At 68.7% G+C, this 13,981-nt stretch carries 13 protein-coding genes; 9 read left to right on the top strand and 4 right to left on the bottom strand.

The features are described 5' to 3' along the window. Positions 1-139: 139 nt before the first annotated feature. On the top strand, positions 140-427 hold the full coding sequence (locus VNJ48_RS12400; protein ID WP_325602511.1) for a transcriptional regulator: 288 nt from the start codon (positions 140-142) through the stop codon (positions 425-427). 15 nt (positions 428-442) lie between these two features. On the opposite strand, the gene VNJ48_RS12395 is transcribed toward VNJ48_RS12400, so the two are convergent. Beyond that, positions 443-1,105: a nitroreductase family protein gene (locus VNJ48_RS12395; RefSeq protein WP_325602510.1), complete on the bottom strand. Its 663-nt coding sequence runs from the start codon at positions 1,103-1,105 to the stop codon at positions 443-445. An 87-nt stretch (positions 1,106-1,192) separates the two neighbouring features. Further along, positions 1,193-1,843, bottom strand: coding sequence for a class I SAM-dependent methyltransferase (locus VNJ48_RS12390; protein ID WP_325602508.1), 651 nt, complete (start codon positions 1,841-1,843; stop codon positions 1,193-1,195). 107 nt (positions 1,844-1,950) lie between these two features. Between VNJ48_RS12390 and VNJ48_RS12385 the strand changes: the two genes are divergently transcribed. From VNJ48_RS12385 to VNJ48_RS12365, 5 genes are read left to right on the top strand one after another with little or no spacing between them, the layout of a single operon-like run. Beyond that, positions 1,951-3,063, top strand: a complete 1,113-nt coding sequence (locus VNJ48_RS12385) for a radical SAM protein (protein ID WP_325602505.1) — start codon at positions 1,951-1,953, stop codon at positions 3,061-3,063. Further along, positions 3,056-4,072, top strand: a complete 1,017-nt coding sequence (locus VNJ48_RS12380) for an Rv1678 family membrane protein (protein WP_325602504.1) — start codon at positions 3,056-3,058, stop codon at positions 4,070-4,072. The genes VNJ48_RS12385 and VNJ48_RS12380 overlap by 8 nt, the downstream gene beginning before the upstream one ends. Then, the gene (locus VNJ48_RS12375) at positions 4,069-5,037 is read left to right on the top strand and encodes a putative selenate ABC transporter substrate-binding protein (RefSeq protein ID WP_325602502.1); all 969 of its coding nucleotides are present in this window, start codon (positions 4,069-4,071) and stop codon (positions 5,035-5,037) included. The genes VNJ48_RS12380 and VNJ48_RS12375 overlap by 4 nt, the downstream gene beginning before the upstream one ends. Next, positions 5,034-5,780 carry a phosphonate ABC transporter ATP-binding protein gene (locus VNJ48_RS12370; protein ID WP_325602500.1) on the top strand — a complete coding sequence of 249 codons (747 nt, stop codon included), beginning with the start codon at positions 5,034-5,036 and terminating at the stop codon, positions 5,778-5,780. The genes VNJ48_RS12375 and VNJ48_RS12370 overlap by 4 nt, the downstream gene beginning before the upstream one ends. A gap of 6 nt (positions 5,781-5,786) precedes the next feature. After that, positions 5,787-7,478, top strand: a complete 1,692-nt coding sequence (locus VNJ48_RS12365) for a PhnE/PtxC family ABC transporter permease (RefSeq protein WP_325602498.1) — start codon at positions 5,787-5,789, stop codon at positions 7,476-7,478. Positions 7,479-7,681: 203 nt separating this feature from the next. Here VNJ48_RS12365 and VNJ48_RS12360 read toward each other — a convergent pair whose 3' ends face one another. Further along, positions 7,682-7,912, bottom strand: a complete 231-nt coding sequence (locus tag VNJ48_RS12360; protein WP_325602497.1) for a helix-turn-helix domain-containing protein — start codon at positions 7,910-7,912, stop codon at positions 7,682-7,684. A 108-nt stretch (positions 7,913-8,020) separates the two neighbouring features. Here VNJ48_RS12360 and VNJ48_RS12355 point away from each other — a divergent pair, with 108 nt between their 5' ends. Beyond that, positions 8,021-8,668 carry a helix-turn-helix transcriptional regulator gene (locus VNJ48_RS12355; protein ID WP_325602495.1) on the top strand — a complete coding sequence of 216 codons (648 nt, stop codon included), beginning with the start codon at positions 8,021-8,023 and terminating at the stop codon, positions 8,666-8,668. Here VNJ48_RS12355 and mobF read toward each other — a convergent pair. Further along, positions 8,633-11,227 (bottom strand): MobF family relaxase, encoded by a 2,595-nt coding sequence (mobF, locus tag VNJ48_RS12350; protein ID WP_325602493.1) that lies wholly within the window; start codon positions 11,225-11,227, stop codon positions 8,633-8,635. The genes VNJ48_RS12355 and mobF overlap by 36 nt on opposite strands. A gap of 552 nt (positions 11,228-11,779) precedes the next feature. Here mobF and VNJ48_RS12345 point away from each other — a divergent pair. Both VNJ48_RS12345 and VNJ48_RS12340 read left to right on the top strand, forming a co-directional pair. After that, positions 11,780-12,883, top strand: coding sequence for a radical SAM protein (locus VNJ48_RS12345; protein WP_325602491.1), 1,104 nt, complete (start codon positions 11,780-11,782; stop codon positions 12,881-12,883). Continuing rightward, positions 12,876-13,817 (top strand): Rv1678 family membrane protein, encoded by a 942-nt coding sequence (locus VNJ48_RS12340; protein ID WP_325602489.1) that lies wholly within the window; start codon positions 12,876-12,878, stop codon positions 13,815-13,817. The genes VNJ48_RS12345 and VNJ48_RS12340 overlap by 8 nt, the downstream gene beginning before the upstream one ends. The last annotated feature ends 164 nt before the right edge of the window (positions 13,818-13,981 follow it).

The following is a 13,981-nucleotide window of genomic DNA, read 5'->3' as shown; positions in this document are numbered from 1 at the left end:
GCAGACTGGGGCAAGGCCATCGGTGGTTCTCCTTCAGTGTGTGACTTGGTCGTTTCACACCGAAGATCCCGCCGATGGCCGCCTACTTCACGCAGCCCCGCCGATTGACCTCAAACCCCACCACTCCACGGGACTCTCCTTGGCGGAGCTGGACAAGCATCTCCTGGCCCCGGCCCGGCTCAAGCTGACCACGATGCTGACTGCTGTGTCGGAGGTCGAGTTCGCGGTCCTTCGGGACGGACTGGGCGTGAGCGACTCCGTGCTCTCCAAGCATCTCGCCACGCTCGCCGATGCGGGGTACGTACGCAGCCGCAAGGGCACGTACGAGGGCCGACGCACGACGTGGGTGGCGCTCTCCCCGAAGGGGCGCAAGGTGCTGCACAACCACGTCGCAGTGCTGCGCGAGATCATCGACGGGGTCGACTGATCCTTGCCGACCTAGCTAGATCCGGACCAACACCTCGTCGAGCGGTTTGCGAACGAGTGCGGGCACGGTCGCCGCGGGCGCGGGGTAGCCGACAGGTATCAGGAGGAACCCACGTTCTTCGGCGGGGCGGCCCAGGATGTCGTTGAGGAACTTCATCGGGCTCGGTGTGTGGGTGAGGGTGGACAGGCCAGCGAGGTGGAGTGCGGCCAGCAGAAACCCGACCGCGATGCCGACCGACTCCTTGACGTAGTAGGGGCGAGGCGAATCAGGGCCGAGGTGCACCTCGAAGACAGCAATGAGCGCGGGCGCGGTCTGCAGGAACGGCTTGTCGGCGTCGGTGCCGAGTGGTCCCAGCGCGGCGAGCCACTCCGCCGGGGCGCGCCGCGTGTAGAACTCGCGCTCCTCGGCTTCGGCCGCCGCTCGCAGCCGCTCCCTCACGCTGAGGTCGGTGACGATCACGAATCTCCACGGCTGTACGTGGGCGCCGCTCGGTGCTGTTGCGGCGACCCGGACTGCCTCCTCCAGCACGCCGTCCGGGATGGGCCGGTCGTCAAAGTCGCGAACCGTCCGGCGCCGGCCCAGGTCGTCGGCGAATGCACGCACCCGTCCGAGCGCCTCCGATTCCGGTACGCCGAGTTGGGGCGCAGCAACCCTGGGAAGGGGGGAGGGAGTGATCATTCCCATCAGCCTAACGGTCAACGAAGCACCCTGAGGGCGCTTCCCGCGGCCACTGTGAAGGTCGCGTAGGTCGGGTCTGGTGGGTGATCAGCGCTCATCCTGGAGCAGGATGGCGGTGAACTGCTGACGCGTCCCCCAAGGCGTGATGTGATCCTCTCCGCTGGTCGACACGAGCCGGTAGCCGGGGAATTCCGCGGCGAGCTCGGCATGTGTGTAGCGCACGATCGGCAGTCCGCTGCAGGTCAGCGGGCCGTCGGGGCCAAAAGTCGCGACCACCACGAAGCCGCCGGGCTCGAGAGAGTGGCAGAGAGAGAGCCGGTAGTCGTCGCGCTCGTCCTCCTCGGTGAGGAAGTGGAACACCGCGCGGTCGTGCCACAGTGCGAACCGACGTTCTGGCCGGAAGTCGAGGACGTCGGCGACCTCGAGGTCGAGGGTTCCGGGGATCTCACCAACGCGATCTCGTACGGTGTTCAGGGCCGTCACCGACAGGTCGATCGCGGTGAGGTCGGTGTAGCCACGCTCGACGAGGTGGTCGACCAGCGTCGACCAGCCAGCACCGACGTCGATCACTGAGCGCTCGATGCCCAGCCCGGTCTCGTCCACCAGTCCGAGGGACAGCTCCGGCACCGACTGCCACCACGAGACGCCGTCCTCGGGCTTGCCATCGTGGACGTTCTCCCAGTAGTCGGAGCGAGCGACGCCATCCTGGGGTCGGACCGAAGCGGCAGCGGGTTCCATGCGTCGGACCCTAGCCCTGGTTGACCGGAGCGACACGACGTCTTTCGTCACCGATCGGTAAGGGTTCGACCAGAGAGGGGTGCCCGAAGGACGACTATGTTGCGACCATGGCATCTCCCAGCTCGTCCTCGACCAGCACCCCTGTCGGTGACGTGGACAAACTGATCGACGGCGGCTCCATGGACTGTGGCAGCGGCTTGCTGCTGCTCATCACCCGCGCAATGCGTCGGCTCGAGAGTGGCGATCTGCTTGCCATCCGTAGCGCCGAGGCCAGCGTCGTCACCGACCTGCCGGTGTGGGCCGAGCTGGTCGGGCACGCGATCGCCGGCGAGCTGGCCGAGACCGGGGCCGGGCCCTGGTGGTTCGTGGTGCGCAAGGACGGCACCGGCGCCGACGGGGTGGTCGCACTCGAGGCCGGCACCGTTTTCAGCACCGGGGGTAGGACCCCTGTGGGGGAGCGACTGTGGGCCTACACCAACTTCGACTGCAACCTTGCCTGCCTCTACTGCTGCGCCGAGTCCTCTCCGCAGGCTGCCGCCCGACGCCTGGATCCCGAGGTCGTCGGCCCACTGTTCGCGCAGTTCCGGGAGCAGGGGGGTCGGGAGTTGCTGTTCACCGGCGGCGAGCCCTTCATGCACCCCCAGCTCGGGGAGCTGGTCGATGCGGCTGCCGGCCTCGAGCGAACGATCCTCACCAACGCGATGATCTTCGGGCGTGGGCGTCGGCGCGAACTGCTCGAGTCGATCGACCGCGACGTGGTGATGCAGGTCAGCCTGGACTCGGCGACACCGGAGATCCACGACAAGATGCGCGGCTCCGGGTCGTGGGCTCGAGCGCTCGACGGGATTGGATTGGCCCACTCACTGGGTTTCCGGGTCAAGATCGCAGCCACGCGTCTCGACGAGGATCCCGAAGGGGTGCGTCAATTGCACGAACGTCTCGATGCCGAGGGGATCGCCCAGGAGGATCGGGTCATCCGGCCGGTCGCGGCCGAAGGCTTTGCCGAGGGCGGCATCCATGTCTCCATCGACTCCTTGGAGCCTGAGCCGGTGATCACCGCTGACGGCGCGTGGTGGCACCCGGTCGCCGTGACCAACCCACACATGCGCATCGCCGAAGCGCCGCTCGAGTTGGAGGAGATCTTCGGGGTCGTACGCGACACGTTGAGGGTGCAGGATGCCGCCTCAGCGGCTGGTCGGGAGGTGTTCCGCTGTGCTTGAGTCCTTCACGACCAGTGCCCGGGCCAGACTGGGCTGGGCTCTGGACCCCACCCCTCACGAGGACGCTCGGGCCCAGCCCATCGCCTTCGCCGTGATGCGAATCCTGCTCGGCCTCATGTGGCTCTACAACGTGTCGTGGAAGCGGGCGCCGGACTTCGGGCAGGACGCCGGCAACGGGCTCTACAAGTTCACGTCGTACGCAGTCGACTACCCGGTCCTCCCACCGTACGCCTGGCTCACCGACCACCTGATCCTGCCGGTGTTCCCCGTCTTCGGCTGGGTGGTGCTCATCGCCGAGACCGCCCTCGCGGTGATGTTGTTGACGGGCACCCGTGTCCGCCTTGCCGCGCTCATCGGGCTCGCCCAGTCGCTGGCGATCGGGTTGTCAGTCGCCTACGCGCCCCACGAGTGGCCGTGGTCCTACTTCCTCATGATCGGTGCCCACCTCGTGCTGGTCTTCGCCGCCGCCGGGCGCGTCCTGGGCACCGACGGGGTCAGGGCAGGCAGCACATCAGCTCGAACCCTCGGTCAGGTCTGGGCCGGCGTGGCCCTCCTCGCAGGGGTGGTCTCGCTGGTCCGATCCTTCAGCGACCCGCTTGCGGCCCGCGGCGCGACCCTGGGTTCCAGCGATCCGTCAGTGTCGCTGGGCTCCTACAACCTCGTGGGGTCCCTCGTGCTCGTCGTCCTCGGCGTGCTGATGCTGGTGGGTGTGCGCTCCGCGACACCCAGGGCCCTCCAGGCAGCGGCCGCCCTGGGCGTGCTGGCCGCGCTCTCGCTTCATGCCCAACTGGGGTTCACCGACCCGATCCTCGGCGGCAACCCGACATCGGCTGCGGTCTTCATCTCCCTCGCGCTGGTCGCCTTCCACGTGGGACGCGCCCCGTCACGAGCGGCGGGCACCGGCACCGCCGATCCCACCGCCGATCCCACCGCCGCTCCCACCGCCGCTCCCACCGCCGCTCCCACCGCCGATCCCACCGCCGCCCCCACAGAGAGCAACAGCCCATGACCCGCACCCAGTGGCCGCACCCGTCGATCCCCAGCCTCGTCACGAGTCGACGGGCCCTGTTCGTCGGCGCCTCCGGCCTCGTGCTGCTCGCCGCCTGCGGCAACGACGACTCCCCGTCGGGTCGAAGCGGGGGTGCGGGCCAGTCGAGCGCGGGACCGCTTCGGATCTCGGCGATCCCGGACCAGGACCCCGAGGTGCTGAACCGGTTGTACGGCGACGTGGCCGCTCGCTTCGCCGAGGCCACCGGGATGGAGGTCACCTACACGCCGGTGACGGAGTATCCCGCGGTCGTGCGAGGGTTCGAGGTCGGCGACATCGCGATCGCGTGGATGGGGGGACTCACCGGCGTCCAGGCCGCGCAGCGCGTCGACGGCGCTACGGCGTTCGCCCAGCGCGACATCGACGCCGAGTTCACCAGCCTGTTCATCGCGACGAAGAAGTCTGGCCTGGCTGCGTTCGACGCCATCGACGGATTGAGCGAGCTCGCCGGCCACTCGCTCACCTTCGGTTCGGAGACCTCGACCTCCGGGCGGCTGATGCCGCAGTACTTCATGGATCAGGCTGGCCTGTCGATCGAGGACCTGAAGGGCCAGCCGGGCTACTCCGGCTCTCACGACGCGACCATCGAGGCCGTTGCTTCTGGCAGTTTCGAGGTGGGGGCCGTCAACGAGCAGGTCTGGACCGCGACGGTTGAGGCCGGTGAGGTCGACCTCTCCGACGTGGTCGTGCTCTTTCGGACCCCTGCCTACTACGACTACCACTGGCTGGCCCGCCCCGACATCGATGACGCCTACGGCGCTGGCACGCTCGACAAGGTCAAAGACATGCTCTTCGGCCTCGACCCCTCAGTCCCGGACGACGCCGCCATCCTCGACCTCTTCGGCGCGGCTTCGTTCGTGCCCACCGAGAACGACAACTACGACCAGATCCGCAAGGTCGCCGAGGAGTTGGGCCTGCTGGCGTGAACAAGGACGTCCTACGCCTGACCAGGGTCGGTCGCAGCTTCGGCAGCAACGTGGCGCTGAGGGGAGTCGATCTGTCGATCCGGGCCGGCGAGCGCGTAGCCGTGCTCGGCCCGAGCGGGGCCGGCAAGTCCACGCTCCTGGCGCTGCTCAACGGCTCGCTCCAGCCCTCGGAGGGCAGCGTGGAGCTCTTCGGGGTCGACACCGCCCACCTGTCGTCGCGGACCCGGCGTGAGTTGCAACGCCGCGTCGGAACGATCTCGCAGGGCCTGGACCTCATCGAGCAGGTGCGTGTGATGCACAACGTCAACGCCGGGCGACTCGCGGAGTGGGGCGCGCCCCGTTCCTTGGCCTCGCTCGTCTGGCCACGCCCCGACGCGCGATTGCTCACCGCCCTCGAGGCGGTAGGCATCGAGTGGGCAGTGCACGAACGCACCGAACGACTGTCGGGGGGCGAGCGTCAGCGCGTCGCGATCGCGCGACTGCTGATCCAGCGACCCGACCTGGTGCTGGCCGATGAGCCCGTCGCGAGCCTCGACCCCACCCGCGCCGCAGAGGTCATGGAACTGCTGGGTCGCGTGACGGACGCGGCCAGCACGGTCGTGGTGACCCTCCACCAACCTCAGCTGGCCAGAGACCACTGCACGCGAGCCATCGGGCTGCGCGAAGGTCGAGTCGTGTTCGACACCGCGGTCGCCGATCTCGCCCATGACAGTCTCGTCGAGCTCTACGCCGGCCGAGCCTGAGCTGCTGTGACTGACCTCCGGCACCTGCCGGCGCGTCGCGTGACCGGACGACAGATCGCCCTTCGTCGCGGTACGGGGGCGCTGATCGTGGTCCTGCCTCTCCTCTGGGCGCTCCAGCGCGCCCTTCCCCGGGGCGGCGAGATGGTCAACACAGGTGGGGTCCCGCTCATCGGCGACCTGCTGGGCACGGCATTGAGTCCCCGCCTCGACATCGAGTTCCTGCAGATCGTGCTCGAGGCCGCCGGCACCACCCTCGCTTTCGCAGCACTGGGCACCGCAGGTGCCCTCGTGATCGGTCTGCTGGGCGGGCTGGTGCTCAGTGACGTGGCCTGGTCGCGTCGTCCTCCGTGGATGTTGCGCCTGCTGCGGGCCGGGCTCCGCGCGATCCTGGTAGCCACCCGCTCGATCCACGAGGTGGTCTGGGCACTGCTGCTCGTCAGTGTGCTCGGCCTGGATCCGCTGGTGGCTGTGCTGGCCATCGCGTTGCCCTTCGGCGCTCAGACCGCACAGGTCTTCGGGGACATCTTCGACGCCCTGCCCACGCGCGCGTTGAGGGCATTGCGCGGTGCTGGCGCCCCGGCGCTGCCGGCGGTCGTGTACGCGCTGCTGCCTCCTGCCGGGCCGCTGATGCTGTCGTACTCCTTCTACCGCTTCGAGTGCGCGGTGCGTTCGACCGTGCTACTGGGCGCCGTCGGCGTGGGCGGACTCGGCCAGGAACTGGTGGTCAGTCTCAGCTCGCGCAACTGGAACGAGGTCTGGACCCTTGTCGCGGCGGTGATCATGCTGTCCGCGTTGGTGGATGCGTGGAGCGGGCGCCTGCGGAGCAACATGGCCATCGCCAGTTGCTCGGAGTGGTCGGCCGGCGACGCCCAACAGACTGGTGTACGGCGCACCGGCTCGAGGTGGGCTCGATGGTCAGTGGCTGCCGTGGTTCCCGGTCTGCTCCTGGCGTGGATCACGTCGGGGGTGTCACTCTCCGGCCTGACCAACGACCGCACCCGGGTGCTGGCCAGCCGGCTCCTCGACGACCTGATCCCGCCGGCGCTGCCCCGCGGCGGCGCCGGCGAGGTCGCCACTGCGGTGCTGGACACGATGGCCATGGCAGTGCTGGCCATGGCCATCGCAGTGCTCATCACCGTCGTCGTCTCCCCCTGGGCGGTAGGAGCTCGTCCTGGCGTCGGCCCACCCGCGACATTCCCCGTCCGCGCGGCACGGTGGGGCGCCTGGGGGCTCGCGCGGATCGTCCTGCTCGTGCTGCGCTCAGTGCCGCCCACAGTCTGGGCAGTCATCGCCCTGCTCGCCCTGTTCCCAGGCGTGCTGCCCGGGGCGCTCGCCCTCGGGGTCTACACGGGCGGGGTGCTGGGTCGGCTCGTCGCGGAGTCGTGGGAGAGCGTGAACGCCGGGCCGCGTGAGGCACTCGTGCGCGCTGGAGTGTCGGGCCCCGTCGCCACCGCCGCTGCTGTGGTCCCCGCCTCGGCCCAGCAACTGGTGACCTACACGCTCTACCGGTTCGAGATCTGCGTGCGAGAGACGGCGGTCGTCGGAATCGTCGGTGCCGCCGGGCTCGGCCGCCTGCTCGCGGAGAACCTCACCTTCTTCCGCTTCCCCGTCGTGACGACCCTGTTGATCGCATCGTTCGCAGTGAGTGCCGCCAGCGAGATGCTCAGCCGCCGCCTACGGCGTGCGATCCGGGCCTGACGAGGTCACGCGTCGGCCCGTACCGCTGCGGGATCGGACTCAGCGGTAGTTGGTGAATCGCACCCGCGTGGACGGCCATCGTTGGTAAAGAACGGAAATGCGGTCTGACCTGCGGGAATGCGTTGACAACGATTGGGCGTGGTCGAGCGTCTTGCGGACTTTTTGCGGACTCGCAAGACCTCACTTGGCGACGACCGGAGCCTCTACTGGTGGCTGCTGCCCCGCTTGGTCTGCTCGGCGAGCCAGAGGATGAGGTCGGTGCGCCAGTAGCGCACGTGGCGGCCGACCTTGAAGCTATGGGGTCCGCAGCCGAGGTGGCGCCAGTAGCGCAGGGTGCCTTCGGGGACGCGGAGGAAGGCGCAGGCTTCTTGCAGGGTGAGCATCTCGTCGCCGGGGTTGCGGCGCGGGGTCGGGATGGTGGGTTGTGCGGTCATGGGATGACTCCTGGTGATCGCGACCGAGAGGGTCGGGAAGCAGGACGGCCCTGCCTCACCAGGCAGGTGTGCATGGCGCCCCAATCGATGATGGGCGATAATTCAGGGGTGGCCGATGCGAAGACGGTGATCGAGGTGGCCCGCAAGGCGGCGGGTATGTCGCAGCGTCAGTTGGCGTACTGGGCCAGAACTCAGCAGTCGTCGGTCTCGGAGTACGAGTCGCGTCGAAAGTCGCCGACGCTGGCGGTGGTCGAACGGCTTCTCGATGGTGCCGACCACGACCTCATCGCGAAGCCCCGGGTCTTCTTCGAGTACGTGGAGGATCCGGTCGTGGGCGGGTACTTGGTTCCGGACCGGCTCTGGCAGGTCCCGATCCCAGACTGCTACTCACGCGTGGTGGTGTTCTACCTCCGAGGGATCACCGGCTACGACGTCTGGGACCTCGCGGTCCTCGAAGAGCGCATCGAGTTCTACGGGCTGGCGGTGCACCACGGCAACGATGAGATTTTGCTCAACGCCGTCGATGGGGCGCTGTTGATCGAAGCGTGGCCAAGCCTGGACCTCCCTGAGGTCATCCGAGCTGCGTGGCAACCACTGATCGATGCCGCCAAGGGTGTTGGTCCCAAGCGGAGACGACCGCGTGATCCGGGTGGCGTCTCTGCGAGGCTGGCCGCCGAGATGGGCATGCGCTGGCCGGTGCCCACCAAGTCCCGTCCTCGCTCACAGGCCCAGCGGGACGCCCTTCGCCGGCGTTGACGGGCGCTGCCCCGGCACTGGGCGGCGCTGCTGTGGGCCGTACACCTCGATCGCGTCGATGGCCTGGCGTCGAGCATGTGCCGGTCCGAGGTCTGCGCGGTCGTGGCTGAACACGTCGATCCACTGCTTGCGGGCGTCCTCGACGGACTCGGCGACGACGTGGGCAGTGTTGGATTCACGGCCTCGGGTCATGGCGACGTACGCCGCTGCGGCACCGGTGTGTTCACCGATGACGACGTGCGCGGAGTCGACGGTCTCGCCCTGGGCGCCGTGCACGGTGGTGGCGTACGCGAGTTCAAGGAACCGTGCCGCGTAGTCGGGCGTTATCTCTCGATCTCGTCCATGGCCGCGCAAGACGAGGCTGCCGTCCTGCCCGATCTCCGCGACGGTCCAGGTCTGCCGGTTCGCGACCTGAAGGTCGCGATTGTTGCGGCGGGTGGCGACGTGGTCACCGAGCCCGATCTGTTCACCACGAGCGGTCGTGACGACCTGTTCACCATGGGCGGTCGACTGCGAGGCGTGGCGATGGTCGCGGATGGCGGCGTTGAGATCGGCGACTTGTTCGCGGGTGTCCGCGATGACGATAGCGCCCGCCGCGCCGGCTTCGGCGAGGGCTGCTGTGCGTTCGACCTCGCTGGGGTGAATCACGATGTGATCGCGCCGTGAGAGTTCGTCGAACACGTCGGCGGGGTTGCTGCCTGTGCGCATGCGCAGGCTGAGGGCCGCGTAGTCAGCATCGGCGAACCGGTGGACAGTATCCAGCGACACCACTGCGCTGGGGTGTGCCCAGGCGATCGCGTGGTCCAGGACGCCACCGCGTCCGACGGCCGGCAACTGGTGCCGGTCTCCAACTAACGCCACCCGAGCACCGGCCTTGTCGGCGATCGTGAGCAGGGCGCGGGCGGTGTCCTGGTCGAGCATCCCTGCCTCGTCGACCAGCAGCAGGTCACCGGGCCGCAGTTGGGCACCTGTTGCGGGTGTTGGGTCGGGTCGACGGATCCAGTGGCCCTCGTTGTCCCACCGCCAGCCGTGCTGGTGGATCAGCCACGCGGCCGAGTGCCCTTCGGCTCCGGTCTCGACGGAGGCGACCTCGGCGGCCTTCAACGTCGGGGTCACCACCACCATCCGGCGTCCTTGCCGTGCGAGCAGCGTCTGAACGGAACGCAGGGCGGTGGTCTTGCCGGCTCCGGCCGCGCCTTCGACGACGAGCAGTTGTCCGTCGCCGCACAGGGTGCCGACCACAGCAGCCTGTGTGGGGTCGATCCGCACCAGTCCGCGACCAACGATGCGAACGCGTCGAGCCGGCCGGTCTGCACGCCCTGCCATCCGAGCGATGATCTCGGCCTCGACGTCCAACACGTGTGGCGAGGTGTACGCGCGGACATGTTCGGGCACATCCGGTCGCAGCAGCAGCGGGGCGCATTGCTCGAGGGCGCGGGCGGTGATGTCTTCGGCGAGCTCGATCCGGGCGGCGGGCTCAGCCACGAGTCCGGTCTCGGCGAGCAGGACTTCGACGTGGCCTCGGATGTCGGCGGTGTTCCACGCCGACCGCTTCGCACCCAACTGCGAGATCACCCAGTCCGCCGCACCGTCACGATCGATCCAGCCCACCCGCGTCGCGTCCAGGAGCACCGGGTGGTCGGGGTCCCGGTAGCCGAGGTCGCGCAGTTCTTCGGTCCAGCGGGCGACTAGCTCGGCGCCATCGCGAGGGACGATCTTGTCGGGACGGGCATCGGCCCACGCACGTTGATCCCAGGCCTCGCGGAGCCGTGGCCCGGGCTCCTCGCCCGGGTGCTCGGACCGCCATCCGGCCTCGTAGCGGTCGACATTGCGGCGGATCTGCGCGGTCCGGGCACTGAAGGCACCAGCGTAGGGAGCGAGTTCGCGGATCTCCCCGGACTCCGGGTCGAGGGTGAAGCCATGCGCGGCAAGCACGGACCGAAACTCCGGGTTGGCAGCGACCGCGGCGTGCCCGATGCCGTTGATCGCCTCGATCGAGTCGCGGATCCCGACGGAGTGCAGTCCCCGCCAGGCGCCGGCGGCCCAGACGCGGGCGTTGATCTGGAGGTGAAGATGCCGGTGCGGGTCGCCGGCCCGAGAGGTGTAGTGCCGGATCACAGCGGCCTCTATCCGCTCCACCGGCACCTGCACTTGACGGTCCCTTGGTCCGACCCGGGTGGTGGCGTGCTGGGCGACCCAGCCGACGATCTCGGCGGCCGCTCTGTCCTGCGCGGCGTCCAGCGCCGCTGAGATCTCGGGGTGCAGGGCGGCGGCCAGCGACCAGGTCTTGGGTCCGTTGATGGTGACCTCGACGAACCGCAGCGCATTCGGGTCCTTGCGGAGTCGGCCCTTCGGTTTACCAGTTTCGATGTCGATTCCGGCAACCCATTTCTCGTAGGTGTCGCCGTCCATGGCGCCCACCCGCGCGACGCCGTCGGGCGACGCGACCAGGCGCTCGGCGATGCCGCTGCCCTCGGTGAGGTAGTAGTCATCGGCGCGCGACCGGTCGCGCTCGACATAGGCGCGTGCCGCGTTCGCTGCGCCGCGGTAGAACTTCACCCCACCGTGCACCCCGGATCACCCGCCTCAACGGTGTCCGCCGCCAACCAACGGACCCCTAGAAATGCCGCGTGGGCCGCCCGACCACGGGCAACCCATCTACGAACATTCGTAGCATGCGTGCCGCTCGAAAAGGGAGGGGTTGAGAGAGCAGGACGGCAGGTATCGGGATGGGAATCTGGGGACCGTCGATGGTCAACGAGAGTCGATCATTCGAGGAAACGGGCGGCGATGTCGGGGATCGGCGGCATCAGATAAATGGCAGCGAACCTGAGGTTCCGTAGAAGGCGCCCGTCCCGGTTAGGTGACCGGGCGGGTCATACGGAACGAGCGTGTTCCCACACACCGTCCCCGGTCTCCCAGTTCCGAGAGCGGTTCGGCTGTTGGGACAGTCGGCGGCCTTCGGTGCCCTGTGGACGGACCGGGGCTTCAGTGGGTTCTGTGCTCGCGTCCCTAGCCCGGTGACCACCCGGTGCCGGCCCTGAGCAGGTTTCGTGTTGCTTCGTCATTGTTGAGGTGGGTTGCCGGGGCCAAGGCGCGTACGTTTCTAGGATGGCCATAACGAGCACGCCCCCGACCAGCACGCCGCTCGGAGATGTCGCCCACCTCATCGACGGTGGCGACATGGACTGTGGCAGCGGTCTGTTGCTCCTCATCACCCGCGCCATGCGCCGCCTCGAGGCCGGCGACCTGCTCGCGCTCCGCAGCACCGAAGCCAGCGTCGTCACCGATCTGCCGGTCTGGGCCGAGCTGGTCGGCCACGAGGTGGCCGCTGAGCTCGCCGAGACCGAGTCGGGGCCGTGGTGGTTCTCGGTCCGCAAGGACGGCGCCGAGCTGGCCGCACCGGACGCAGGCACCGTCTTCAGCATCGGGGACCGCACACCGGTCGGTCACCGGCTCTGGGCCTACACGAACTTCGACTGCAACCTCGCCTGCCTCTACTGCTGCGCCGAGTCGTCCCCGAAGGCCGATGCCCGGCGCCTCGATCCGGCTGTCGTGGGTCCGCTCCTCGACCAGTTCCGCGAGCAGGGCGGCAAGGAACTGCTGCTCACCGGCGGTGAGCCCTTCATGCACCCCCAGCTCGGCGAGCTGGTCGACGCCGCCGCCGGCCTTGAACGCACCATCTTGACCAACGCGATGATCTTCGGCCGTGGTCGTCGCCGTGAGCTCTTGGAGTCGATCGATCGTGACGTGGTGATGCAGGTGAGCCTCGATTCGGCGACACCTGAGATCCACGACAAGATGCGCGGCGCCGGATCGTGGGCCAAGGCCCTCGACGGGATTGCCTTGGCTAGCTCGCTGGGTTTCCGAGTGAAGATCGCGGCCACGCGCTTCGACGAGGATCCGAACGGGGTGCGGGAGCTGCACGAACGACTCGACGCGGAAGGCATCGCCGCCGAGGACCGGGTGATCCGCCCGGTCGCGGCCGAGGGTTTCGCCGACGGCGGCATTCACGTCTCCCTCGACTCCCTCGAGCCCGAACCCGTCATCACCGCCGACGGCGCCTGGTGGCATCCGGTCGCGGTGACCAACCCGCACATGAGGATCGCCGACGCGCCCCTCGACCTCGAGGAGATCTTCGGGGTCGTGCGCGACACGCTGAAGGTCCAGGACGCCGCCTCCGCGGCCGGAAGAGAGGTGTTTCGCTGTGCCTAGCTCCATCGGCACCATCGCCCGCGACAAGCTGGGTTGGGCGCTCGAGCCCACGCCCGGCGACAACGCGCGCGCCCAGGCGGTCGCCTTCGCCGTGCTGCGCATCCTCCTGGGCCTCATGTGGCTCTACAACGTCGCTTGGAAGCGGGCGCCGAACTTCGGGCAGGACGCCGGCAACGGGCTCTTCAAGTTCACTTCGTACGCCGTGGAGTACCCCGTCCTGGCGCCGTACGCCTGGATCACCGACCACCTCATCCTCCCCGTTTTCCCGGTCTTCGGCTGGGTCGTGCTCATCGCCGAGACCGCGCTCGCAGTGCTGCTGCTGACCGGCACCTACGTGCGCCTCGCCGCCTTGATCGGGCTGGCCCAGTCAGTGGCGATCGGACTCTCGGTCGCCTACGCACCCGAGGAGTGGCCCTGGGCGTACTTCCTGATGGCCGGCGCCCACATGGTGCTGATCTTCGCCGCGGCCGGTCGGATCCTTGGCACCGACGGAGTGCGTGCCGGCACGACCTCGCCCCGCACACTGGGTCAGGTGTGGGCCGCACTGACCATCCTCGTCGGCGCGGTCTCGCTGGTCCGCTCTCTCAGCGACCCTTTCGCAGCCAGGGGCCCGTTGCTGGGCGACAGCGACCCGTCGCTGTCGCTCGGGGCCTACAACCTCATCGGGTCCGTGGTGCTGATCGCTGTCGGTGTTCTACTCCTGGTGGGCGTGCGCTCCACGATGTCCCGCCCCCTGCAGGCCGCTGCTGTGCTCGGCGTGCTTGCCGCTGTCTCGTTGCACGCCCAGCTGGGCTTCACCGACCCGATCCTCGGGGGCAACCCGACCTCGGCCGCAGTCTTCCTCTGCGCCGCGGTCGTCGCCCTCATCGTGGGCCGTGCGCCATCGCAAGCCGCGCGCCTCGACGCCTCTGCCCGTAACGAGAGCGATCACTGACGAGGCGCGCCACCCGGACACGCCATCCCCAGACTCTCGAGCCTCGTGACGAGTACGCGGGGCTTTTCCCAAGCGCCACCTGCCCGAATGATCCTCACCTCGGGCGGCACCGTCGCTGTCACCGGATGCGCAAGCACCTTGGCCGACGCGGCAACGGCGTACCG

It is taken from the genome of Nocardioides sp., from assembly GCF_035576065.1.
Taxonomy (GTDB): Bacteria; Actinomycetota; Actinomycetes; order Propionibacteriales; family Nocardioidaceae; genus Nocardioides.
Note: the sequence above shows the minus strand (reverse complement) of the source record. Positions and strands in the feature narration are given on the sequence as shown.

Excerpts from the sequence above, each read along its gene's own strand:
- VNJ48_RS12395 (WP_325602510.1), bottom strand. The coding sequence starts at position 1,105 with ATGATCACTCCCTCCCCCCTTCCCAGGGTTGCTGCGCCCCAACTCGGC.
- VNJ48_RS12360 (WP_325602497.1), bottom strand. The coding sequence starts at position 7,912 with ATGACCGCACAACCCACCATCCCGACCCCGCGCCGCAACCCCGGCGAC.
- VNJ48_RS12390 (WP_325602508.1), bottom strand. The coding sequence starts at position 1,843 with ATGGAACCCGCTGCCGCTTCGGTCCGACCCCAGGATGGCGTCGCTCGC.
- VNJ48_RS12385 (WP_325602505.1), top strand. The coding sequence starts at position 1,951 with ATGGCATCTCCCAGCTCGTCCTCGACCAGCACCCCTGTCGGTGACGTG.
- VNJ48_RS12375 (WP_325602502.1), top strand. The coding sequence starts at position 4,069 with ATGACCCGCACCCAGTGGCCGCACCCGTCGATCCCCAGCCTCGTCACG.
- VNJ48_RS12345 (WP_325602491.1), top strand. The coding sequence starts at position 11,780 with ATGGCCATAACGAGCACGCCCCCGACCAGCACGCCGCTCGGAGATGTC.